This window comes from Pseudomonas sp. BIOMIG1BAC (assembly GCF_001705995.2).
Classification (GTDB): domain Bacteria; phylum Pseudomonadota; class Gammaproteobacteria; order Pseudomonadales; family Pseudomonadaceae; genus Aquipseudomonas; species Aquipseudomonas sessilinigenes.
This window is the reverse complement of sequence record NZ_CP049045.1, coordinates 5567501-5589150: the sequence shown is the minus strand read 5'-3', so window position 1 is coordinate 5589150 and position 21650 is coordinate 5567501. Positions and strand designations below refer to the sequence as shown.

The following is a 21650-nucleotide window of genomic DNA, read 5'->3' as shown; positions in this document are numbered from 1 at the left end:
CAGTGATGGAGACAAGCAATGACTTCCGTATTCGACCGCGACGACATCCTGTTCCAGGTAGTGGTCAACCATGAAGAGCAATATTCGATCTGGCCTGACTACAAGGCCGTGCCGCAAGGCTGGCGCACCGTGGGCAAGAGCGGCTTCAAGAAAGACTGCCTGGCCTACATCGAGGAAGTCTGGACCGACATGCGTCCTTTGAGCCTGCGCCAGAAGATGGATCAGCAAGCGGTTGCCGGCTAAGCCTTCGCTGCCATGAAAAAGCCCGCTGGACGTTCGGTCCAGCGGGCTTTTTCGTGCCTGGGGCTCAAGCTCGCTTGACGGCTTGCAGGGTGTAGCTCAGCGGCAGGCGCCAGGGCGCATGCTTGAGTCGATATTCGCCGTGTTCGTCGGCGTCCATCTGCCCGGGCAGGGCTTCCCATGGAATGCTCTGGTGCTCCACCAAGCCAGTGATTTCCAGGCCCTGGCCCAGCAATGCGCTGATGATCTCGCCCAGGCCATGGTTCCATTCGTGGGTGACCGTGGCCTCCAGCTCCTTGTCGGTCTCCACGTAAGTGCTGCTGTCGTCCCAGACCAAGGGTTCGCTGCGCTCGAAGTAGGACAGCTCCACCCGTAGCGAGTCGCTGTGATCTTCGTTGATCGCCCAGAGCATCGGGTGCCCTTCGCGGATGAACAGCCGGCCACCGGGCTTGAGCAGGGTGCCCACGGTCCGGGCCCATTGCTCGATGCTTGGCAACCAGCACAGGGCGCCGATGCCGGTGTAGACCAGGTCGAAGCTGGCCGCCGGCAACACATCGGCCGCCTTGTATACATCCGACTCGTGGTAGTCGATGGCGGTGTCGCAGCGCTGGGCCAGGGTACGGGCCTCGGCGAGGGAAGCGGGGGAGAAGTCCAGGCCGCTCATCTGTGCGCCCAGGCGGGCCAGGGACAGGGTGTCGGTGCCGATATGGCATTGCAGATGCACGCCGCGCAGGCCACGGATGTCACCCAGCAGCGGCAGGTCGAAACGCACCACGTCGGAGAGGTATTGCGGGTCGTCGATGAAACGCTGTACGCAATAGTCCGGCGAAGCAGCATGCAGGGGTGCGCGTTCGTCCCAGTTGGTCTTGTTGAGGTTTACGTAATCGCTCATGGCGCTCTTCCTAGCGTCTATTTAGGCGAGGCGCAGACTAGCATCGGGAAATGAGCGCGATCTTGAGGAAATATGTAAGCGCCGCCGCGCCACTTGTAGCCGTTGCCGAGCCTCCAGGTCATGGACGCATTGCAGCCCTGCGACGGGGTGCCGCCCAGACCGTTTTCAGATTCGGCAACGGTTACAGGCTCAGCTTTTCGGGGCCAGGGCCTGGATGATCTTCTGTTGGTTGGTTTCCAGCTCGCTGGCAGGGTCGGCGCTGTCGGTTTCCAGCACCAGCAACTGGCTGCCGCCGGCGCTGATGGCGGCCTTCAGTGCTTCCGACGGCTGGCGGTGATGCAGGACCAGGGCCACGTCGTTGTCCTTGAGTCGAGCCTGCAGTTTCTTCAGGGCCTCGGGCGTCCATTCGTTGTCGGCCCGGGCATCCACCTCCAGCAGCTCCAGGTTCAGGCCACTGACCAGGTAGCCGAAATGTTCCGACAGGCTCAGCACGCTGAGGTTGTCGGCTTCGGCCAGGCGCGCCTCGCTGTCGGCGCTGAGCTTGAGCAGGCGCTGTTTCAAGTTGGCCAGGTTGCTCTCGATCTGCGGTTTGGCCCAGGGAGCCAGGCGCACTAGGTCGGCCGCCAGTACGTCGGCCATGCGTCCCAGGTTATTGCTCGACAACCATGGCTGGGCGTTCAGGCCGTCGCTCTTGCCCGGCTGCAGAGCGATGCCGGGCAGGGCGCCATCCACGGGGCGTGCGGCATCGATTTCGACGATGCGGATATTGCTGCGCCGGGCATTGGGATACAGCGGGTCGTCCGGCCAGATCGAGCGCAGGCCGATCACCGCGTCGGCACCCTGGGCCAGCTTGCCCAGGGCCGGGGCGCCGCGCCCGGTGAAGTAGGCGGTTTGCCGCGAGCCCGGCAGGTTGGCCGGGGCGGCCCGCTCCAGCTTGACGTCGGTGCCTTGCAGCAGGATCTGGCCGAGGCCGAAGGTCACCGGCAGCGAGGCCAGCACCGTCAGTGGTTGTCGGGTGGCGGTGGGTGCCGGGCCCTGGCGGACATTGTCCGCTGCCGACAGAGTCGGGGCATGGAGCAGGCCGCCGAGAACCAGGACCAAGGCCAGGCGCGGCAGTGACAGATTGGGTGATGAATTGTGCATTTATCCGATATTCCCTTTCAGGCTGGGGACGGTGCCGCGGGCGATGGCGGCCAGGGCGAAGCAGATGCCGGCCACCAGGATGATCGCGGCGCCGGAGGGGACCGGCAGGTCGAAGACGATCGGCAGCAGGATGCCGCACAAGGTGCAGAGGGTGGCGATGCTCACCGAGATCCAGAAGAACCCCTTGAGTGACTGGCTGAGCAGGCGTGCTGCGGCGGCCGGGATCACCAGCAGGGCGCCGACCAGGATCGCGCCGATGACTTTCACCGCGGCCACGGTGATCAGCGTCACCAGGATCACGAACAGGTAGTCCAGGGCCTTCACCGCTACGCCACGCACCGCCGCCAGCTGTGGGTTGAAGCTGGCCAGCATGATGCGGTTGTACAGCGGCAGGCTCAGGCCCAGGACCATGCTACCGACCACCAGCAGCACCAGCAGGTCATCGCCATTGACCGTGAGCACCGAGCCGAACAGTACGTTTTCCAGGATGTGTACGTTGATCTTGCCGGCCAGGATCAGCAGCAGGCTGGCGCCCAGGGCCAGGGACACCGAGAGAAACACCCCGATCAGCGTGTCCGGGGCCAGGCCGGTGCGATTGCGCAGGTAGTTGAGCAGGATGCCGAACAGCAAGCAGTAGCCGAACAAGCTGCCGTAGGGGCCGGTGTAGGGTTCGCCCAGGAGGATGCCGATGGCGACCCCGGTCAGGGCGGCGTGGCCCACGGCCTCGGAGAAGAACGCGAAGCGCTTGACCACTACCAGGGTGCCCAGGCCGCCGAGCACCGGGCCGATCAGCAGGCCGGCGAGCAGGGCGTTGACCACGAAACCGTAGGCCAGGGCTTCCGGAAGGTAGCCTGAAGAGGCCCAGCCCTGGACCATCAGGCGGAAAGCTTCATAACTCATCAGGCAGCGCTCCCGGCGGCTCGTGGATGGGTGGAAAACAGGCTGAGCAGGCGCTCCGGCGTCAGGGTCTGCTGCGCCGGGCCGTCGAACAGCACCCGGCGATTGAGACCGGTGACCCGGTCCGCCAGGCGGCCTACAGCTTCCAGGTCGTGTTCGATCCACAACAGGGTAATGCCGCTCTGGCGCCAGTCCTGGAGCAGGCGTTCGAAGACCTGGATCCCGGCTTCGTCGAGGGCCGACATGGGTTCGTCCAGGACCACCAGTTGCGGCGCCGGGATCAGGCCCTGGGCCAGCAGCACCCGCTGGCGCTCGCCACCGGACAGGGCGCCCATGCGGCGCTTGCGCTTGTCCTGCATGCCGACGCGCTCCAGTGCTTCGCCGATGGCCTTGGCGTAGTGCCGGCTCAGGCCGAGAAAGGCCGGCCGGCGCTGGCACATGGCGGCCATGAAGTCGTCCACGGTCATCGGCAGGCCACGATCGAACTCCAGGGCCTGGGGTACATAGCCGATGATGCCTGGGCTCGTCGGCCATTGCAGGCGCAACTGGCCCTGGTGGGGCATCTGTCCCAGCAGGGTCTTGATCAGCGAACTCTTGCCGCCGCCGTTGGGGCCGACCAGCGCGTGCACGCTGCCGGGCTGCACTTGGAATGTCACCTGGTCGAGGATGGTGGTGCGGCCCAGGACCAGGCTGACCTGGTCGAATTCCACGGCCGGGCCTCGTAGCAGGGTCTCGATGGCGGTCATGCCCCGGCCTCCTGGATGGCCCGGACCACGGTGTCGAGGTTGCCCTTCATTTCCTTCTCGTACTTGTCGGCGCTGTAGTCGCCGTAGGAAATGTGTGAAAGGGGGTAGAGCTTGACCCCGGACTCGCGCTGGATGGTCTCGACGTAGGTGGAGGGGAAGTCCATCTCGGAGAAGATCACCTTGACGTCCAGTTCACGCAGTTGGTCGATGGTCTTTTTCAACTGACTGGGGCTGGGCTCGATGCCGTGGGCTGGCTCGACCACGGCGGTGACTTCCAGGCCGAACTCGCGCAGCAGGTAGTCGTAGGCGGCATGCACCGTGGCTACCCGCAGGTCGGCGTTGGGCGCCTGGGTCAGCTTGGCCAGGGCATCGGCGCGCATCTGCCGCAGGCGCTTGCCGTAGGCGCGGGCATTCTGGGTGTAGGTCTTGGCATTGGCCGGGTCCATCTTGCCCAGCTCCCGGGCGATGTTGTTGACCTGGGCGATGGACGCGCTGATGGACAGGAAGGTATGCGGGTTCACCACCTTGCCGGCACCTCGAGCAGCGACGCCGGTGGCGGCCAGCAGCGGTACGTTTTCGTTGGCCTCGATCACCGGGATGTCCGGGCGCTCGCTGGTGGCGATCATGCGGTCGGCGAAGTCGTCATGGCCCACGCCGTTGAGCACGATCACGTCCAGGGTGCCGATGCGCTTGATGTCCTCGGCGCGGGGTTCGTAGGCGTGGGGGTTGAAGCCCGCCGGGATCAGCGGCACCACGTCGGCCTTGTCACCGACGATGTTGGCTACATAGCTGTAGTAGGGATGCAGGGTGATGCCGATGCGCAGGCGCTTGGCGGCATCGGCATTGGCCATGGGGCTAAGGAGCAGGGCCAGCAGGCTGATCAGCAACACCTGAAGGACGGGGCGACGTGGAGATGAAATGGGCATGGGCTAGTGTTCTTCTCTCGGGGGACGGCGTGGACTCAGTGGCGGTGCTGGCGGGTCACTCCGGCATCGAATTGCGCCACCACCTGCTGCCAGCCGGCAGCGATCAACTGTTGCTGGCCGAGGTCGTGGGGGACGCTGGCCGAGGGACTGCGGTTGAGCCAGATGTCTACCTGGGTGGCATTTTCGGGGGCGATGCGCATGAGGAAGGAGCCGGCTACCTGGGGGTTCTGGCTCAGCCCCAGGTAGGCCTGGTCCAGCGCCTGCCAGGCGTGTCCGCCGCGGCTGACCGAGCTGGCGTCCTGGGCGAAGGGGGCGAAACCTTCCTCGGCCAGTTGCTCGGGGCTGGGCAGGGCCTGACCTTCGGCCAGCAGCAGGCGGATCTCGTCGAGGGTCACCCGCAGGTCGGCATAGATGCCTTGTTCGCCGGCGCTCAGGTCGCGGCGGGCATCCAGTTGATGGGCGGCGATGGCACTGCTGGTGTCCGCTTCGCTGTGCCACAGCACCACGCTGGCAGCGCTGCACAGGATCACCAGGCACAGCAGCAGGACATAGAGGGTTTCGTGACCGGCGCCGGCGGGACGCACGACTTGGGTAGTGGCGTTCATTGGGCCTCGATATCCGCTTGGTCGATCTCGACGACGTGGCCGGGGCCGGCATCGAACAGTACGTAGAACTCCGCGGCAGGCTTCTTGAAAGTCAGGGTCGAGTCGTTGCCCAGCTTGCCGGGTACCAGGATGGTCTCGTCGTAGCCGATCACGTCCAGGGTCACACCCGGGGCGCCACTGCCGTCGGAAAAGCCGCCGGTGCAGCGAATCTGCTCGGCATCGATGGCCTTGCACTCGCACATCGGGTTGTGGGCCAGGGCGCTGTGGCTGAACGTCGTGCCCGCGAGCAGCAGGGCTGCGGCGCCGAGGCGCCGGGTGAAGAGTGCGCGAGTCATGGTTTGCCTCCTTGTTTTTCGAGCCAGGCCACGGTGGCCGGTGAGGCCTGGCTCAGGGGAATGGCCGCCTGGTGCATGCTGCCGTCCCAGCCTTCCATGGTGATCCACAGTTCGGCGTCGGCCTTGGTCTTTTCCGGGATGGGCAGGCTGGCCCCCATGCGGTACGGGCTGCCGAAGAAGATCACCCCGGCGGCCCGCAGGCTGCGAGGCTTGCCGATGCGCAGGTAGGTGGCCTTGACCGGTTCGATGCAGGCCTGGCACAGGGCGGCGTTGAAGCGTTTTAGATAACCGGCGGGGCCGTCGCTGCGAGGCGCTTCATCGCGCATTTCGGCCAGGCGCAGGCTCCAGGGGCCGACCTGGACTTCGCCGATCTCCCGTTCGCCCAGGCCGCTATCGCCACGAAACAGCGCGGCATCGGCGAAGTACTTGGGCATGAAACCCAGGGGAATCAACACCAGCAGGATGTTCAGGTGAAAGCGCCATTTGTGCCAGAACCGGCTCAGGGGCGAGTCAGGGGTAGCGGTGTGGGTCCGGCTCACAGTGGGCTCTCCGAGGTTTCCCTGCTCAATGCCGGGGTGGGGGTACGTACGGGGCGCGCACGGGCGGCCTTTTCCTCGCGCTTGAGGGCGTTGGCGGTGGCCAGGGCGGTGCGCTTGGTCCAGATCAGCAGGCCGCTGAGGACCATCATGCTCAGTACCAGGCCGAAGAAGAACCAGATCAGCTTGACCCAGATCCCACCGAAGTCACCGGTATGCAAGGGGCGCATGGACTCGGTGACGAACTCCAGGGTGGAGCGGTCGCCCAACAGGTGCGAGGCATCCAGGGAGCCGGTATAGGGGTTGATATTGGCGGTTTGGAACATCAGCGGATACCAGCCGCGCCCGCCAACGTACAGGTGGCTGTAGGCATTGCTTGGCAGGCTGACGAAGCTGATATCGAAGCCAGGGATCTTCTGGGTGGCGGTAGCGATGGCCTGATCCAGGCTGATCATCGGTGTCGGGCTGCCGTCGGCGCTGACTGGCACCTGTTCCCGGGCGATTACCGGGACGATGGGTTCGCTGGAGATGCTGATGTGGTTGTCGCCCAGGATCGCGCGAATCAGGAACCAGATACCGGTGATGGAGATCACGGCAATGAACCAGATCGACCAGATGCCGCTCAGGCGGTGGAAGTCGCCCCAGAAGATCCGGGCGCCATGGCGCAGGCGCAATGTCGGCTTGAGGAAGCCCTTCCAGAACTTCTTGTAGACCACCAGGCCGGTAATCAGCGAGATGAGCATCGGTACGCCAAGGAGCGACACCAGGTACCAGCCCCAGCTGTAGCCGTTGGTGAAGGGGACCAGCCACCAGCCGTGCAGGGCACGGGTGAAGGCCTGGAAGTCGAAGTCCGGGCTCGTGCCCTGGATGGCTCCGGTATAGGGATTGACGTAGAGCGTGGGTGAGCGGCCGTCCGGATAGCTGACGCTGACACTGAGGGCAAAGTGGCTTTCATCCGGCGTGATGATGGTCTCTACCTGCGTCTGGGGCTCTGCACGCTTGATGGCCTGGACGATCTGGTCGTAGTTCAGCGGTTGGGCATCATCGGTGGGCTTGCTGGCGCGAACATCGGGGTTGGCCAGCCAGACGATTTCCTGGCTGACCACTGCCAGGGTGCCGGTAACGCAGACGATCAGCACGAAGAACCAGATGGGCAGTGCCAGCCAGCTGTGCACCAGAAACCAGATTTTTGAGCGGGATTTCTTCGACATTGAATGGGCGTCTTGATTCGAGGAGTGGAGCGGCACTGGAACCCGGACCGGGCCTGGCGTGGTTCACGCTGGGCAGGGTCATGGCCAACGCGGCCTGCTGCATCTAATTAAGACGAATGAGAATCGTAAATCCCGAAAGGCGACATGAAAGTAAATGTTACAGAGCCTGTTGAAGCTTGCAGGCAAGGGCATTTATCGCAACGACAGGTGGGAAGATAAATAGGAAGCGAGGTGGGATTGCCGCTGGTCGGGCCGGCGCCAGCTCCGGTGGAAACTGGCGCCGGGGGAGTCAATGGGCCTGTTGCTGGAACAACTGCACGGCGCGCTCATTGATTTGCTCGACCGTCAGGTTCTCCTTACGGGTGGCGATGAACCAGACATGCCCGAAAGGATCGCGCAGGGCGCCGCTACGGTCGCCATAGAATTGGTCCTTGATCGGTTCCGCTTCGCTGGCGCCAGCGGCAATCGCCCGGGCGAAGTAGCTGTCTACATCCTCCACATACAGGTGCAGGCCCACCGAGGTCTTGTGGGCTTCCGGACTGCCCATCGGGGTCTCCTCGCAAGGGCTGCCGAGCATGATGGGGGCGCCACCAATGATCAGTTCGGCATGGCCGACGCTGCCATCGGGCATGTCCAGGCGCAGGGTCTGTACGGCACCAAAGGCCTTCTTGTAGAACTCGATGGCCTCGGCGGCCTGGCGAATACCCAGGTAGGGCGTGACGCCAATGAAGCCTTCGGGAATGGGTTTGACGCTCATGGTGGGGCTCCTTGCTCTTATTGTGGGGGGAACAAGCAGATTTCACTCTATACCCGGAATGTTGCAGGGGTGGGATAGGCCGACGAGGTGTAGCCGGGTCACAAAACCCTGGCAGTTTGCCTGGCGATGCCTGCGGCTCGGCGGCCGTTGCCGAGCCGCGCTGGCTAGGATGGCAAGTCGTCGTTGGGAGCATCGGGCTCCAGTAGCCGGGCGCCCTGGCCGGTTTCCCCGAGGTAATCGCCCTGGTTGCGCAGTGGGCAACCGTCCATCGACAGGCAGCCGCAGCCGATGCACAGGTTCAAGCGCTCGCGCAGCAGGCTCAGTTGCTGGATACGTTCGTCCAGCTCACGGCTCCATTGTTCCGACAGGCGCTGCCAATCCGCGGCGGTGGGTGCGCGATCATCGGGCAGGGTAGCCAGGGCCCGGCCGATTTCCGCCAGGGGAATACCCAGGCGCTGGGCCACCTTGATCAGGGCGACCCGACGCAGCACCGAGCGTGGGTAGCGACGTTGATTGCCCTGGTTGCGCTGGCTCTTGATCAATCCCTTGGTTTCGTAGAAATGCAGTGCGGTGACGGCTACCCCGCTGCGGGCCGCCAGCTGGCCGACGGTGAGTTCCTTGTGGATGCTGTCGTGATCGATCATCTGGAGGGTACCGAAAGTGAAAAACAGGCTTGACCTTTACTTAACTAGAGGTTTTACCCTGCCGCACATCCAGCCGCAAGATCCTCTTACGCAGTAGGGAATGACCCATGAGCGTCTTTGAAAAAAACCACAGCTTCACCCAGTTGATCGAGTTCGAGATCGAGCCTCATCAACAGGAACCCCTGGTATTGGCCCTGGTCGAGCAGAGTGAGCGCCTGGCCCAGGATCATGGTGGTTTCCTCAGTGCCAGCGTGCAGGTCAGCGACGATGGCCGGCGTGTGCTCAATTACCTGCAATGGCAAACCCGGGAAGCTGGCGAGGCGGCTTTCCAGGGATTCGAGAGTGGGGAGCAGGATTTCTGGCAGTTGATTCTCGCTTATCGGGCCAGGACCGTGACCTTCGGCTCGTTCCAGGTACGCAGCAGCATTGCCCGCAGCCATGACAACGCCTTGCACTGTCGCCTGGCCGGTTAGCTAGATCGACAGCTGCAGGGTGCGTTCGCTGGGGGCATCTATCGGGCGACGCTTGTTCACTGCCAGCTCTCCGATCTTGATCAGCCGAGTGCGGGTGACATTGCGGCTCAGGCCCAGCAGGTTGGCGGTATGCACCTGGTTGTAGTGGCTGAAACGATAGGCGGCACGCAAGAGGGCATCCTCGACCTTTTCATGCAGGGCACCGGCCTGTTCCGCGAAGAGTTTTTGGAAGGCTCGTTCCAGCAAGCCCTCGGCCGAATCGTCAAGCCCAGGGTAGCTGTCGTCGGCGCGCTCGATACGCATGTTCGACAGGCGCAGGTCACCCTGGGCGATGATGCCGTCGCGGCAGATCAGCAGGGTGTGGTGAATGACGTTTTCCAGCTCGCGGATATTGCCTGGCCAGCTGTAGTGCTTGAGCTTGTGTTCGGCCTCCGGGCTGATGCTGATGCTGCCGTAGCCCAGGCGCTGGCTGTAGGCCTCGATGAAATGCCGGGTCAGCGGCAGGATATCGCCAGGGCGCTCGCGCAGCGGGCTCAACTCCAGATTGACCACATCCAGGCGGTAGTACAGGTCTTCACGGAAATTTCCGGCGTTGATGGCCTTTTCCAGTTGTACGTTGGTGGCAGCCAAGACCCGGACGTCGATCGGGATGCTCTTGCGCGAGCCCAGGCGCACCACTTCACGTTCCTGCAGGACCCGTAGCAGCTTGACCTGGATAGCCATGGGCAGGTCCCCGATTTCATCCAGGAACAGGGTGCCGCCATCGGCCTCCTCGAACCAGCCGGCCTTGGCACTGAGGGCCCCGGTGAAGGCACCTTTTTCATGGCCGAACAACTCGGCCTCCACCAGGGATTCCGAGAAGGCCCCGCAGTTCACCGCTACGAAGGGACGATGGCGGCGGGCGCTGAGGTTGTGGATATGCCGTGCCACCAGTTCCTTGCCGGTCCCGGTCTCACCAATGATCAGCACGCTGGCCTCACTCGGCGCCACCTGTTGCAGGTGTGCCAGCAGGGCCTGGGATTTCGGGTCTTCGAATACCTGGGCGGTAGCACGGATCGAAGTCGCCAGGGCGGGCGAGAGGGGCAGGGTCAGTAGCTGCATGGGCATTCTCCGCAGGCAAGGCTAGGAATAGAAGGTCGGGGTCGGCAGCGCCTGGTTCAGCGCCCAGTCCCCCAGTTCGTGGAGTTTGTAGTCCAGCGGGTCGTGCAAGGTCTGGGTGCGCAGGTTGCGCCAGTGTCGGTCCAGGCCCAGGGAGGCGTGGGTCGAGCGTGCCCCGGTGACTTCGAACAATCGGCTGCACAGCTCCAGGCCCTGGCGGCTGGCGGCGACCTTGGCGGTGGCAATCGCCGTGGCCAGGTGCCCACGCTCTTCGGCGCTGAGCTTGGCGCCCTTGGCCCAGGCCTGGTCGAGCAGGGTCGCGGCGCGTTCCACCAGTAGGCGTATGCCTTCCAGGGCCACCCAGAACTCGCCGTAGTGGCTGAGGATGTAAGGGTCCTGGCGTACGTCCCGGGCGCTGGAGCGATGCCAGACCCGGGTTTCGCCGAGGGTGTATTGCCGGGCTTCGGCGAATGCGCCCTCGGCGATCCCAAGGAACATATGGGTGAAGGTCAGCTGGGCGATCAGTGGACGCAGGCAGGCGAATGGTGTGCTCAGAGGGCCCGGGTCCAGCAGCAACTCCGACTCCTCGACCCTGACCCGCTCGAAGGTGGCGCTGCCGCTATCGGTCTGGCGCTGGCCGATGTTGTTCCAGTCGTTGTGCAGGGTGATGCCGCTGCGGCCGCTGGGAATGGCGGCGATGAGCAACTTGCCGCCGTTGCTTTCGTCCACCGCCGAGGCGATGAGCATTTCCGAATCGCTGGCCCCGGAGCAGAAGCTTTTTTTGCCGGAGAACTCGCGCCAGCCCCCCAGGTTCCTGACCACCGTGCGGGTATCCAGCGGATTCAGGGCATTGCCCCAGAACCAGTTCTTGCGTGCCGTCTGTTCGAACCAGGGTTGCCACTGCTCGGGCCGGGCGAACAGGCGCACGGTAGCCAGCATCAGGTGGTGGAAACCGAAGACATGGGCGATGGAACTGTCGACCCTGGCGAATTCGCGGACGACTCCCAGGGTTTCGCTCCAGGAGGCACCGAGCCCACCGAACTGGCGGGGAATGCTCAGGGCCAGCAGGCCGCTGTGGCGCAGGGCATCACGCTCGGCCTTGGGGGTGCCGCCGCGCTCATCACGTTCGACGGCGGTCAGGGCAAACTCGGCGGCCAGCTGGCGGGCGGTTTGCTGGGGGGACAACAGGGCGCTTTGCGGTGTGGCAGTCACGCGATGTTCCTCGTTCTGGGCCGTTTGTGGCCGGGGAAGGGGCGGTGCAGGCCTGCCGTGACGACGGCAGGCGGCAGGTCTCAGGCGTGGTTGGGCAGTACGTCATTGGCGATCATTTCGCCGAACGGCCCGGTCAGGTTGGTGACACCGCGACCGGCCAGGCTGGCGTAGGGTTCCGGCAGCAGCGGGAATACCAGTTCGGCGAAGCGATAGGCCTCCTCCAGGTGCGGGTAGCCGGAGAAGATGAAACTGTCGATTCCCAGGTCTGCGTATTCCTTGATGCGTTCGGCCACCTGTTGTGGGTTGCCCACCAGGGCCGTGCCGGCACCACCGCGTACCAGGCCAACCCCGGCCCAGAGGTTGGGTGCGACCTGCAATCGGTCACGGCGCCCGCCATGCAAGGCGGCCATGCGCCGCTGGCCTTCGGAGTCGAAGCGCGAGAAAGATTGTTGGGCCGCGGCGATGGTTTCATCACTGATGTGCTCGATCAGGCGGTCGGCATCCTTCCAGGCCTGTTCCTCGGTTTCGCGCACGATGACGTGCAGGCGGATCCCGAACTTCACCCGACGGCCCTTGCGGGCTGCGCGCTCACGCACGTCGGCGAGCTTCTGTGCCACTGCGGCCGGCGGCTCGCCCCAGGTCAGGTAGACATCCACCTGATCGGCGGCCAGTTCATGGGCCGCCTCGGAAGAACCGCCGAAATACAACGGTGGGTAGGGTTTTTGCACCGGGGGATAGAGGGCCTTGGCATTTTCTACCTGCAGGTGCTTGCCCTGGAAATCCACGGCCTCGCCTTGCAGGACCCGACGCCAGATGTGCAGGAATTCGTCGGTGACTTCATAGCGTTCGCTGTGGCTGAGGAAGCTACCATCGCCACGGTTCTCGTCGGGATCGCCGCCGGTCACCACGTTGATCAGCAGGCGACCGTTGGACAGGCGATCAAGGGTCGCGGCCATGCGTGCCGATACTGTTGGGGAGATGATTCCGGGGCGGATCGCTACCAGATAACGCAGGCGCTCGGTCAATGGCACCAGGGCCGAGGCAATGACCCAGGAGTCTTCACAGGAGCGCCCGGCGGGAATCAGCACGCCGTGATAGCCCAGGGTGTCTGCGGCCTGGGCCACCTGCTTGAGGTAATTGAGGGTGACCGGACGAGCCCCCTGGGTGGTGCCCAGGAAATGACCATCGCCGTGGGTCGGGAGAAACCAGAACACATCCATGATTGTTCCTCAGGCGATTTTCAACAGTTTGTCCGAGTGGGCGGTAAACAGCGGTGCAGCTCGTTCGGCGGCGAGGCGGATGCGCGCCTGCAGCAGCTCACTGGTGATTCGGTAGTCACTGAAATCAGCCTCGGTGGCGTATACGCCAATCGGTAAGGTCAGGGCCTGGAAGAAGCTGAACAGTGGGCGCAACTGGTGGTCCAGGACCAGGGCATGCCGCTCGCTACCACCCGTAGCGGCCAGCAATACCGGCGTGTCCACCAGGGCGTTGAGGTCGATCAGGTCGAACAGGTGTTTGAGCAGGCCCGGATAGGACCCGCGATACACCGGTGCGGCGACGATCAGCAGGTCGGCGTTCTCGATGGCCTGCAGTTGCGCCTCGACCTCGCCCGGCAGTTCCTGGCGGGACAAGGCCGCACCGACTGGCCGGGCAATGTCGCCCAGTTCGATCAGGTGACTGTCGATGGGCAGTTGGGCTGAGAGCTCGGCCAGCAAGGCCTGGGTCAGGACCAGGGTCCGCGATGGACGCCAGGTTCCACCGGAGAGCGCGACGACATTCAAGGGACGGGACATGGACAGCTCCTTGGTAAACAGTGGCTCGATGAGCGATGAGTGATGCCAGGCTCTGGAGCAAGAGCTGTACCAACGCCTGCAAGCCCGGTATCACGGGGTTTACGCCCTGAAAGCGGCTTTGCCTGTTGTTGGGCCAGCACTGTTTTGTTGATCGACTGTTGCCAGCGCAACAGTTGCCCTGGCAACAGTTGGCAGCGGGATACTGTTGTTATAGAGGGTTGTTGTTATTCCTTAAAAGATCTTGTTTCCATATTTATAGGTCTTAAAGGAATATTGAAGAGTGGCTTGCCCTGGTCGCGAAACAGTCGATAGCGACTATCGAGCGGGATGATTTTTGCGTCGTCGGGCCCGCGAGTAGCCTGTGTCCATCGTTCGCAAGCTGCTCCAGGTGTTCGCCATGAAGGCTTTTCCCGTTGCCCTGCTGTTATTGGTTTCCAGTGTTCTGGCCGGTTGTGCCAGCCCGCAAGCTCCCGAATTGCGCCCTTACACCGTCGAGGAAACTCGTGAGCTGGCGCTGGAGGCCCTGAACCGACGGGGCTTGTCATTCGATGAGTACCAGCAGAAAAAGGCCGAGTTGGCAGGTCATTCCGCAGCTTTCGATACCCAGGGTGAAATGAGTGCCCAGCGCAATCTCAGTCGTCATCAGCCCGCCAGTTGACAGCAACTGTACGGGTCGAAGTTCTGGCCAACTGTCCGTAGGTTTCGCCGCAGTCGCAGGTTAGGGTCGAATCCTGATCGATCTTGTCCAGGAAACCTGCCTCTTATGTCCCTTTCGCCCGACCTGCTGTTGGCGTTCGCCCTGTTTGCCCTGGTCACCTCGATTACTCCCGGGCCCAACAACACCATGCTGTTGGCGTCAGGGGTGAACTTCGGTTTCGGCCGCTCGATCCCGCATATTCTTGGCATCAGCTGTGGTTTTTTCGTGCTGGTGCTGGCGGTCGGCCTGGGGTTGGGCGCGGTGTTCCAGGCTTACCCACTGTTATATGGCGTGCTGCGTTATGTCGGTGCGGCCTACCTGTTGTACCTGGCATGGCGGATCGCTCGTTCAGGTCCCATGTCCGATGAGCAACAGGGGCAGGGCCAACCCTTGGGATATTGGGGCGCAGCGGCTTTCCAGTGGGTCAATCCCAAGGCCTGGGTGATGGCCGTGGGCGCTATCAGCACCTATACCCCGTTGCAAGGCTACTTCACCAATGTGCTGGTGATTGCTGCGGTGTTCGCCCTGATCAATGCGCCGACGGTCAGTCTTTGGGCGGCCTGTGGCAGCCTGCTACGCAATGTGTTGCGCAATCCGCGCTGGCTACGCCTGTTCAATCTGGGGATGGCGGTGCTGTTGGTGCTGTCCCTGGCGCCACTGCTCGTTGACAGCCTTTGTTAAGTCCCACTTCAATTTTGCGGTCCTGGCCTGTTAAGCTGGTTGCTAGGAGCGTTCCTACGCACTTTTAAATGAAGTCCTCTTCCTTTAAGCATCGGGTCGGTATCGCTTCGCTGACTGCCGTTGATGCGTCCTCTGCGAGTGAGGCATCGATGAGGCTTCTTTTTCGAGTCGACCCGGTCCGGGAACAAGCCCCGCAGGTTTTCAGCCATGAACGCACGTCCTCTTTATTTCGACTATGCCGCCACCACGCCGGTGGATGAGCGAGTCATCCAGGTGATGCTCCAGTGTCTGGGCTTCGACGCCAATTTCGGTAATCCGGCTTCCAGCTCCCATGCCTTCGGCCAGCAGGCGCGCCGCAGTGTCGAGCACGCCCGGCAGCAGGTGGCGCAATTGGTCGGTGCGCAACCGGAGCAGATCGTCTGGACCTCGGGTGCGACCGAGTCCAATAACCTGGCGCTCAAGGGTGTGATGCAGGCGCGTGGCCTGGCCGGTGGCCATGTCATCACCAGTCAGATCGAACATAAGGCCGTGCTCGATACGGCCCGGCAACTGGAGGACAGTGGGGTAGCGGTGACCTACCTGGCCCCTGATGCCGATGGACTGATCACCCCCCAGGCTGTGAGTGAGGCCATGGGGGACGATACCGTCCTGGTGTCGCTGATGCTGGTCAACAATGAACTGGGCACGATCAATGACATTCCGGCGATTGGCCGAGCGGTCCGCGAGCGGGGGGCCCTGCTCCATGTGGATGCCGCCCAGGGTGCGGGCAAGGTCGCCATCGATCTTGCCCATTGGCCGGTGGACCTGATGTCGTTTTCCGCTCACAAGCTCTATGGCCCCAAAGGGATCGGCGCGCTGTATGTCGGCTCTCGCGCCCGCCAGCACGTGCAGGCGCAGATCCATGGTGGCGGGCATGAGGGCGGTTTGCGCTCCGGGACACTGGCCACCCACCAGATTGCCGCCATGGGTGCGGCCTTTGAGTTGGCTGGCCAGGCCTGGGAGGAGGAGGCCGCGAAGATCGTCTCCTTGCGCCAGCGACTGCTGGAGCAATTGGCTGATGTCCCTGGCCTGCGCTTGAATGGCAGTGCTGCTTCGCGCATTCCCCATACCCTGAGCCTGACCTTCGATGAAGGTGAGTTCGACGCGGCTGCATTGAGCGCATCCATGGCGTTTTCCTCTACCTCCGCCTGCAATTCGGCAAGCAATGCACCCTCTCATGTGCTGTTGGCGCTGGGGCTCGATGCCCGACAGGCTGGCAGGACCATCCGCTTGAGCCTGGGGCGGTTCACCACCGAGCAGGATGTGGATCGCGCGGTACAACTGATCAAGACGACAACCTCCAGCGCTCCGGCATTCTGGGTCGGGGCCAATACCTGAGGGTCGGGCGCTTCCGACCCTCCATAACAATGATTAGCCGGTTAAGGAGACACAATGAGTACGCAGCCTTCGACCAACGCAGGGGTTCCCCAGCGCCTGGCGCACGTTCGCCAACTGATGAACCGTGAAGGCATCCATGCCTTGCTGGTGCCTTCAGCCGACCCGCACTTGTCGGAGTACCTGCCGGGTTATTGGCAAGGGCGCCAATGGTTGTCGGGTTTCCACGGTTCGGTCGGCACCCTGATCGTGACTGCGGATTTCGCGGGTGTCTGGGCCGATAGCCGGTACTGGGAACAAGCCAGCAAGGAGCTCAAGGGCAGTGGCATCGAGTTGGTGAAGCTGCAGCCAGGCCAGCCCGGCCCCCTGGATTGGTTGGCGCAGCAGACGCCGGCCGGTGGCGTGGTGGCGGTGGATGGTGCGGTCATGGCGCTGGCCTCGGCCCGTACCCTGGGCGACAAGCTGGCAGAGCGCGGAGCCAGGTTGCGTACTGATATCGACTTGCTCCAGGAGGCCTGGAGCGATCGTCCGGCCTTGCCCGACCAGCCGGTCTACCAGCACCTGCCGCCCCAGGCCACGCAAAGCCGGGTGGAAAAACTCGCCATGCTGCGCGAGGCGTTGAAGGAGCGGGGAGCGGACTGGCATTTCATCGCCACCCTGGATGACATCGCCTGGCTGTTCAACTTGCGTGGCGCTGATGTGTCCTTCAACCCGGTATTCGTTTCCTTCGCCCTGATCAGCCAACAGCAGGCCACCCTGTTCGTGGCCCTGGACAAGGTCGATGCGCAGCTGCGTGCGGTGCTTGAAGCCGATGGCGTCAGCCTGCGTGATTATTCGCAAGTGGCGGCGGCGCTGCGTACGGTGCCTGGTGATGTGAGCCTGCAGATCGATCCGGCACGGGTCACGGTGGGGCTGCTGGAGCACCTCGATCCGCAGGTGCGGCTGGTCGAAGGGCTCAACCCCACGACCCTGGCCAAGTCACGCAAGAGCCTGGCCGATGCCGAGCATATTCGCCAGGCCATGGAGCAGGACGGTGCGGCGCTGTGCGAGTTCTTCGCCTGGTTGGACGGTGCCCTGGGTCATGAACGTATCACCGAGCTGACCATCGACGAACGCCTGACGGCAGCCCGTGAACGGCGTTCGGGTTATGTGTCGTTGAGCTTCAACACCATCGCGGCGTTCAATGCCAATGGTGCGATGCCGCATTATCACGCCACTGCCGAGGAGCACGCGGTGATCGAGGGCGATGGCCTGCTGCTGATCGATTCCGGCGGCCAGTACCTGGGGGGCACTACCGATATCACCCGTATGGTGCCGATCGGTACGCCAAGCACCGAGCAGAAGCGTGACTGCACCCGTGTGCTCAAGGGGGTCATCGCCTTGTCTCGAGCCCGGTTCCCCAAGGGGATCCTCTCGCCACTGCTGGATGCCATTGCCCGTGCGCCAATCTGGGCCGACGGCGTGGATTACGGACACGGCACTGGGCACGGGGTCGGTTATTTCCTCAATGTCCATGAAGGTCCGCAGGTTATCGCCTATCAGGCTGCACCGGCGCCGCAGACTGCAATGCAGCCGGGGATGATCACGTCCATCGAGCCTGGGACATATCGACCAGGGCAGTGGGGGGTACGCATCGAAAACCTGGTGCTGAACCGCGAGGCGGGGAGTACCGAGTTCGGTGAGTTCCTGACGTTCGAAACCCTGACCCTGTGCCCGATCGACACTCGCTGCCTGGAGCCTGCGCTGCTCACCCAGGATGAGCGTGATTGGTTCAACGCCTATCATGACCAGGTACGCCAGCGCTTGAGCCCCTTGTTGCAAGGGGCGGCGCTGGAGTGGTTGCAGGTTCGTACGGCGGCGATCTGAAATCGACCATCACCCGTGCAAGGCGGGTGATGGCCAGCTGCACTCCCGGTGTGTGACCGGGCGTGCAGGGTTCAATGTCGCTCGAGAGCCTCGCGGACAAAATCCAGGCGGTCCTGGCCAAAAAACAGCTCGTCACCCACGAACATGCTGGGGGCACCGAACACCCCTCGTTTCAATGCCAGATCGGTGTTGTCCTTGAGCCGGGCCTTGACCTCTTCGTCATTGCTCAGGTCGAGGACCTGCTGTGGATCGAAGCCGGCTCGCTCCAGGACCTGGGTGATGACGACGGCATCGTTGAGGTTGCGCTGTTCGACCCAGAGTGCGCGGAACAGGCAGTCGATGAACTCGACGAAGCGCTCAGGCAGATGCATCTGAACACCGGTCACCGCACGCATCAGCAGCAAGGTGTTGATGGGGAAATGCGGATTGAATTCAAGCTCGACCTCATAGCGTCGAGCGAAGCGCGCCAGATCATGCAGCATGTAGCGGCCCTTGGCAGGAATGCTGATGGGCGAGGCATTGCCGGTGGTCTTGAATATGCCGCCGAGCAGCATGGGTTGGTACGTCAGCTGGCTGCCGGTCTCGGCACAGATTCTGGGTAACTGGGTGTAGGCCAGGTAGGCGGTCGGACTGCCCAGGTCGAAGAAGAACTCCACGGTTTTGCTCATGATTCGGTCTCGATGATTGTTCTTGTCGGGGCGGATTACCAGCGCTCGTTCCAGGGGCGCAGGTCCAGTTCGAAGGTCCAGGCATCTCGTGGTTGATTGTGCAGGTACCAGTAGTTCTCGGCGATGTGTACGGGATCGAGGATGCCGTCCTGGTCCTTGAGTGCGTATTTCTCGGGAAAGCTGGTACGGATGAAGTCGGTATCGATGGCACCGTCGACGATGATATGGGCGACGTGGATGTTCATTGGGCCCAGTTCCCGGGCCATGCTCTGGGCCAGGGCGCGGATGCCGTGCTTGGCTCCGGCGAAGGCGGCAAAGCCCGCAGCGCCACGAACACCTGCCGTGGCACCGGTGAACAGGATGGTGCCGCGTTTGCGAGTGACCATGCGCTTGGCCACTTCGCGGGCATTGAGAAAACCTGAAAAACAGGCCATTTCCCAGATTTTGAAATACTTGCGCGCGGTTTCTTCAAGGATGCTGCAGGGCACATTGGCGCCGATATTGAAAACGAATGCTTCGATCGGGCCGATCTGGGTTTCGATCTGTTCGATCAAGGCGATCACTTCCTCTTCCTTGCGGGCGTCGCAGGCAAAACCATGGGCCTGGCCTCCGGCATGCTGGATGCTTTGCACCAGGGGCTGCAGTTTGTCCGCGTTGCGTCGAGTGAGGCAGGCGATAAAACCTTCTGCGGCGAAACGTTTGGCAATGGCACCTCCTGTGGCATCGCCGGCACCGACCACCAGTACGACTTTCTTGTTCAAGGTTGTAGTCATGGGGTTCGCTCTTTAGTAAACGATCGTTAGGTAAACGAACGTTATGCTATGATTTTTCGATCGTCAAGAACACTGGTGGAGCTTTTCAGGGATGCGCTATTCAGCCGGTCACAAGCAGGAAACCCGGGAGCGTTTGCTGCAAAGCAGCGCAGGCCAGGCCAAGAATGAAGGGTTTTCCACCGTGGGTGTCGATGCCTTGATGAAAGCCATTGGCCTGAGCGGTGGGGCGTTCTATAGCCATTTCGCTTCCAAGGACGAGCTATTTGGTTCGATTGTCGAGCGTGAGTTGAAGCAGAGCCTGGAGCGCTTGGGTGGGCATGGGCAGCACGATCAGGAGAAGTTGCAGCGTTGCCTGCAGCAGTACTTGAGTATGGCGCACTTGCAGCAACCAGCAGCTGGTTGTGCCATTCCTGCCCTGGGGGCGGAGATTTCCCGGGGCAGTGTCGAGGTGCGGCAACAGTCCGAGAATCTGATCTGTCGCTTGCATCAGGCTTGGGCGCAAACGCTGGGGAGCGAAAGCCTGGCCTGGTCGATACTGTCACAGTGTGTAGGTGCGCTGGTGGTGGCGCGGATGCTCGTGAGTCCGGATATCCAGCAGCAGATCCTGGCGTCCAGCCACGAACAGATTCTCAAGCAACTGCAGTAGCTGCTTGAGAACAGGCAGGTCAACCTATTTGCAGATGACGATCATGCTGCGGCTGGTGTAACCGGCAGGGTTGAGGCCGAAAGGGTAGTCTCCCGGATCTTCAACCGTGTCGCCGGATTTGGCGATCACCTTGTAGCCCTTCGGACCGCAGGACTCGGCTGCCTTGGTGTAGCACTTGTCCCATGAGGAGGACAAGCCCGAGCAATTGATGTGGAGTCCTTTTTTACCCCGTTTGACTTCGGTCTTGCTGGTTGCCGCACAGCCTGCAATGGCAAGTATGGTCAACAGTATCAAAAATCGTTTCATCCCCGTCCTTATCGCTAGCCTCGGATCTGATGCCCGAGTGTGACTGCAGTACCGTTGGCGATATCCCTGTCTGGCAACTTCCTGGGTGACGTTGAGTAGCCGACTAAACATGGCCTAATTGAGCGCCAATTACCAGACTTGCGTCTCAATCAGCTGCAACTAATGGTTTGGACTCACGGCGCATGGTCATGGTTGCTCCTACGGAAGCGAAGATGATGCAGGCAATGGCGGTCCACTGCGCCAGGGATAGGTACTCATGCAGGAACAATAGGCCAGAGAGTGCGCCGAAAGCAGGTTCGATACTCATCAGGGTGCCAAAGGTTCGGGCTGGTATGCGTGTCAGGGCAACCATCTCCAAGCTGTAGGGGAGGGCGGTGGACAGGATGGCGACGCCCAGCGCTACGGGAATCAGTGCAGGTGTGAGCAGGGCAGTGCCTGCGTGAACAATACCGATAGGAGCCACGAACAAGGCAGCAATCAGTACACCCAGCGCTGCGGTCTGGACTCCGTGCTCGGCGCCGGCTTTTTGCCCAAACAGGATATACAGCGCCCAGCAGACACCAGCCCCCAGGGCGTAACCGGCCCCGACCAGATCGATGGGAGTCTCGGTGGCTCCAGTCGGTATCAGCAGGAGTAATCCGATGATAGCCAAGGCGATCCAGACAAAGTCGAGTGCCCTGCGTGACGCATAGAGGGCAACAGCCAATGGTCCCGTGAACTCCAGGGCGACGGCGATTCCCAGTGGCACGCTTCTCAACGACATATAGAAGAGGAAGTTCATTCCGCCCAGGGCCATGCCGTAGACCAGGACCGAACGTAGTGTCTTGGCGGTGAATTTGGCGCGCCAGGGCTTTAGTAGCAGAAGCATGATGATGCTGGCGAACACCAGTCGAAGCGCTGTCGTCCCCTGGGCGCCCACAATGGGGAACATGCTTTTGGCCAGGGAGGCTCCCGATTGGATCGAAGCCATGGCGATAAGTAGCAGGCCAACCGGAAACAGGGTCGAGGCAAGACTGCGGGGTTGGTCATTCATGCAGAGGGCATCCAAAGTGTTGGAAAGAAAACAGGGCGCTTGGGGCATGATGCTCAAGTAATAGGCATTGAGCAATATAGTGCGCAAAGTCTTTTGCG

Annotated in this window: 26 protein-coding genes; 7 read left to right on the top strand and 19 right to left on the bottom strand. The window is 62.5% G+C overall.

Annotation, left to right across the window (positions count from 1 at the left end):
- Window positions 1-18 precede the first annotated feature (18 nt).
- Window positions 19-243, top strand: a complete 225-nt coding sequence (locus ATY02_RS25785) for an MbtH family protein (protein WP_022639965.1) — start codon at window positions 19-21, stop codon at window positions 241-243.
- Window positions 244-307: 64 nt separating this feature from the next.
- On the opposite strand, the gene ATY02_RS25780 is transcribed toward ATY02_RS25785, so the two are convergent.
- The 11 genes from ATY02_RS25780 to soxR all read right to left on the bottom strand — a co-directional run bounded on the left by ATY02_RS25780 (window position 308) and on the right by soxR (window position 8932).
- On the bottom strand, window positions 308-1132 hold the full coding sequence (locus tag ATY02_RS25780) for a class I SAM-dependent methyltransferase (protein WP_068585518.1): 825 nt from the start codon (window positions 1130-1132) through the stop codon (window positions 308-310).
- A 189-nt stretch (window positions 1133-1321) separates the two neighbouring features.
- Window positions 1322-2275: a metal ABC transporter solute-binding protein, Zn/Mn family gene (locus tag ATY02_RS25775; protein ID WP_068585520.1), complete on the bottom strand. Its 954-nt coding sequence runs from the start codon at window positions 2273-2275 to the stop codon at window positions 1322-1324.
- Entirely contained in the window at window positions 2276-3175 is a 900-nt protein-coding gene (locus ATY02_RS25770) for a metal ABC transporter permease (RefSeq protein ID WP_068585524.1), read from the bottom strand. It lies immediately after the preceding gene.
- Entirely contained in the window at window positions 3175-3918 is a 744-nt protein-coding gene (locus ATY02_RS25765; RefSeq protein ID WP_068585526.1) for a metal ABC transporter ATP-binding protein, read from the bottom strand. The genes ATY02_RS25770 and ATY02_RS25765 overlap by 1 nt, the downstream gene beginning before the upstream one ends.
- On the bottom strand, window positions 3915-4844 hold the full coding sequence (locus ATY02_RS25760) for a metal ABC transporter substrate-binding protein (RefSeq protein WP_068585532.1): 930 nt from the start codon (window positions 4842-4844) through the stop codon (window positions 3915-3917). The genes ATY02_RS25765 and ATY02_RS25760 overlap by 4 nt, the downstream gene beginning before the upstream one ends.
- Before the next feature lie 35 nt (window positions 4845-4879).
- Window positions 4880-5449, bottom strand: a complete 570-nt coding sequence (locus tag ATY02_RS25755; RefSeq protein ID WP_068585535.1) for a DUF6162 family protein — start codon at window positions 5447-5449, stop codon at window positions 4880-4882.
- The gene (locus tag ATY02_RS25750; protein WP_068585538.1) at window positions 5446-5784 is read right to left on the bottom strand and encodes a hypothetical protein; all 339 of its coding nucleotides are present in this window, start codon (window positions 5782-5784) and stop codon (window positions 5446-5448) included. The genes ATY02_RS25755 and ATY02_RS25750 overlap by 4 nt, the downstream gene beginning before the upstream one ends.
- Entirely contained in the window at window positions 5781-6323 is a 543-nt protein-coding gene (locus ATY02_RS25745) for a thiamine pyrophosphate-binding protein (RefSeq protein ID WP_068585540.1), read from the bottom strand. Before ATY02_RS25745 ends, ATY02_RS25750 begins: the two co-directional genes overlap by 4 nt.
- Entirely contained in the window at window positions 6320-7531 is a 1212-nt protein-coding gene (locus tag ATY02_RS25740; RefSeq protein WP_068585543.1) for a PepSY-associated TM helix domain-containing protein, read from the bottom strand. The genes ATY02_RS25745 and ATY02_RS25740 overlap by 4 nt, the downstream gene beginning before the upstream one ends.
- A gap of 289 nt (window positions 7532-7820) precedes the next feature.
- Complete coding sequence (locus ATY02_RS25735) at window positions 7821-8288, bottom strand: VOC family protein (RefSeq protein ID WP_068585546.1); 468 nt, start codon at window positions 8286-8288, stop codon at window positions 7821-7823.
- Between the two features lie 164 nt (window positions 8289-8452).
- Entirely contained in the window at window positions 8453-8932 is a 480-nt protein-coding gene (gene soxR, locus ATY02_RS25730; protein ID WP_068585548.1) for a redox-sensitive transcriptional activator SoxR, read from the bottom strand.
- Window positions 8933-9039: 107 nt separating this feature from the next.
- Between soxR and ATY02_RS25725 the strand changes: the two genes are divergently transcribed.
- Window positions 9040-9405 carry an antibiotic biosynthesis monooxygenase gene (locus ATY02_RS25725; protein WP_068585551.1) on the top strand — a complete coding sequence of 122 codons (366 nt, stop codon included), beginning with the start codon at window positions 9040-9042 and terminating at the stop codon, window positions 9403-9405.
- Here ATY02_RS25725 and ATY02_RS25720 read toward each other — a convergent pair whose 3' ends face one another.
- From ATY02_RS25720 to msuE, 4 genes are all read right to left on the bottom strand, one after another.
- A complete protein-coding gene (locus ATY02_RS25720; protein ID WP_068585554.1) occupies window positions 9406-10506 on the bottom strand; it encodes a sigma-54 interaction domain-containing protein in 1101 nt (366 codons plus the stop codon). It lies immediately after the preceding gene.
- Window positions 10507-10527: 21 nt separating this feature from the next.
- Entirely contained in the window at window positions 10528-11715 is a 1188-nt protein-coding gene (locus ATY02_RS25715) for an acyl-CoA dehydrogenase family protein (RefSeq protein WP_068585557.1), read from the bottom strand.
- 80 nt (window positions 11716-11795) lie between these two features.
- Window positions 11796-12935, bottom strand: a complete 1140-nt coding sequence (gene ssuD, locus ATY02_RS25710; protein WP_068585560.1) for an FMNH2-dependent alkanesulfonate monooxygenase — start codon at window positions 12933-12935, stop codon at window positions 11796-11798.
- A 9-nt stretch (window positions 12936-12944) separates the two neighbouring features.
- Window positions 12945-13508, bottom strand: a complete 564-nt coding sequence (msuE, locus tag ATY02_RS25705) for an FMN reductase (RefSeq protein WP_068585563.1) — start codon at window positions 13506-13508, stop codon at window positions 12945-12947.
- 397 nt (window positions 13509-13905) lie between these two features.
- On the opposite strand from msuE, the gene ATY02_RS25700 reads away from it, so the two are divergent.
- From ATY02_RS25700 to ATY02_RS25685, 4 genes are all read left to right on the top strand, one after another.
- Window positions 13906-14166: a hypothetical protein gene (locus ATY02_RS25700; RefSeq protein WP_068585589.1), complete on the top strand. Its 261-nt coding sequence runs from the start codon at window positions 13906-13908 to the stop codon at window positions 14164-14166.
- A gap of 105 nt (window positions 14167-14271) precedes the next feature.
- Window positions 14272-14886 (top strand): LysE family translocator, encoded by a 615-nt coding sequence (locus ATY02_RS25695; protein ID WP_068585566.1) that lies wholly within the window; start codon window positions 14272-14274, stop codon window positions 14884-14886.
- Between the two features lie 207 nt (window positions 14887-15093).
- On the top strand, window positions 15094-16263 hold the full coding sequence (locus ATY02_RS25690) for a cysteine desulfurase family protein (protein WP_068585569.1): 1170 nt from the start codon (window positions 15094-15096) through the stop codon (window positions 16261-16263).
- A 54-nt stretch (window positions 16264-16317) separates the two neighbouring features.
- On the top strand, window positions 16318-18126 hold the full coding sequence (locus tag ATY02_RS25685) for an aminopeptidase P family protein (protein WP_068585573.1): 1809 nt from the start codon (window positions 16318-16320) through the stop codon (window positions 18124-18126).
- A 71-nt stretch (window positions 18127-18197) separates the two neighbouring features.
- Here the strand turns inward: ATY02_RS25685 and ATY02_RS25680 are convergent, their stop codons facing one another.
- Together ATY02_RS25680 and ATY02_RS25675 are read right to left on the bottom strand one after the other, a co-directional pair.
- Window positions 18198-18794, bottom strand: a complete 597-nt coding sequence (locus tag ATY02_RS25680) for a 2-hydroxychromene-2-carboxylate isomerase (RefSeq protein WP_068585577.1) — start codon at window positions 18792-18794, stop codon at window positions 18198-18200.
- Between the two features lie 35 nt (window positions 18795-18829).
- Window positions 18830-19567: an SDR family oxidoreductase gene (locus ATY02_RS25675; RefSeq protein ID WP_068585580.1), complete on the bottom strand. Its 738-nt coding sequence runs from the start codon at window positions 19565-19567 to the stop codon at window positions 18830-18832.
- Window positions 19568-19658: 91 nt separating this feature from the next.
- Here ATY02_RS25675 and ATY02_RS25670 point away from each other — a divergent pair, with 91 nt between their 5' ends.
- Window positions 19659-20213, top strand: a complete 555-nt coding sequence (locus tag ATY02_RS25670) for a TetR/AcrR family transcriptional regulator (protein ID WP_068585583.1) — start codon at window positions 19659-19661, stop codon at window positions 20211-20213.
- A gap of 24 nt (window positions 20214-20237) precedes the next feature.
- Here the strand turns inward: ATY02_RS25670 and ATY02_RS25665 are convergent, their stop codons facing one another.
- Window positions 20238-20519, bottom strand: a complete 282-nt coding sequence (locus ATY02_RS25665) for a hypothetical protein (RefSeq protein ID WP_068585586.1) — start codon at window positions 20517-20519, stop codon at window positions 20238-20240.
- A gap of 145 nt (window positions 20520-20664) precedes the next feature.
- Window positions 20665-21552, bottom strand: coding sequence for a threonine/homoserine exporter RhtA (gene rhtA / locus ATY02_RS25660; RefSeq protein WP_068585592.1), 888 nt, complete (start codon window positions 21550-21552; stop codon window positions 20665-20667).
- Window positions 21553-21650 lie beyond the last annotated feature (98 nt).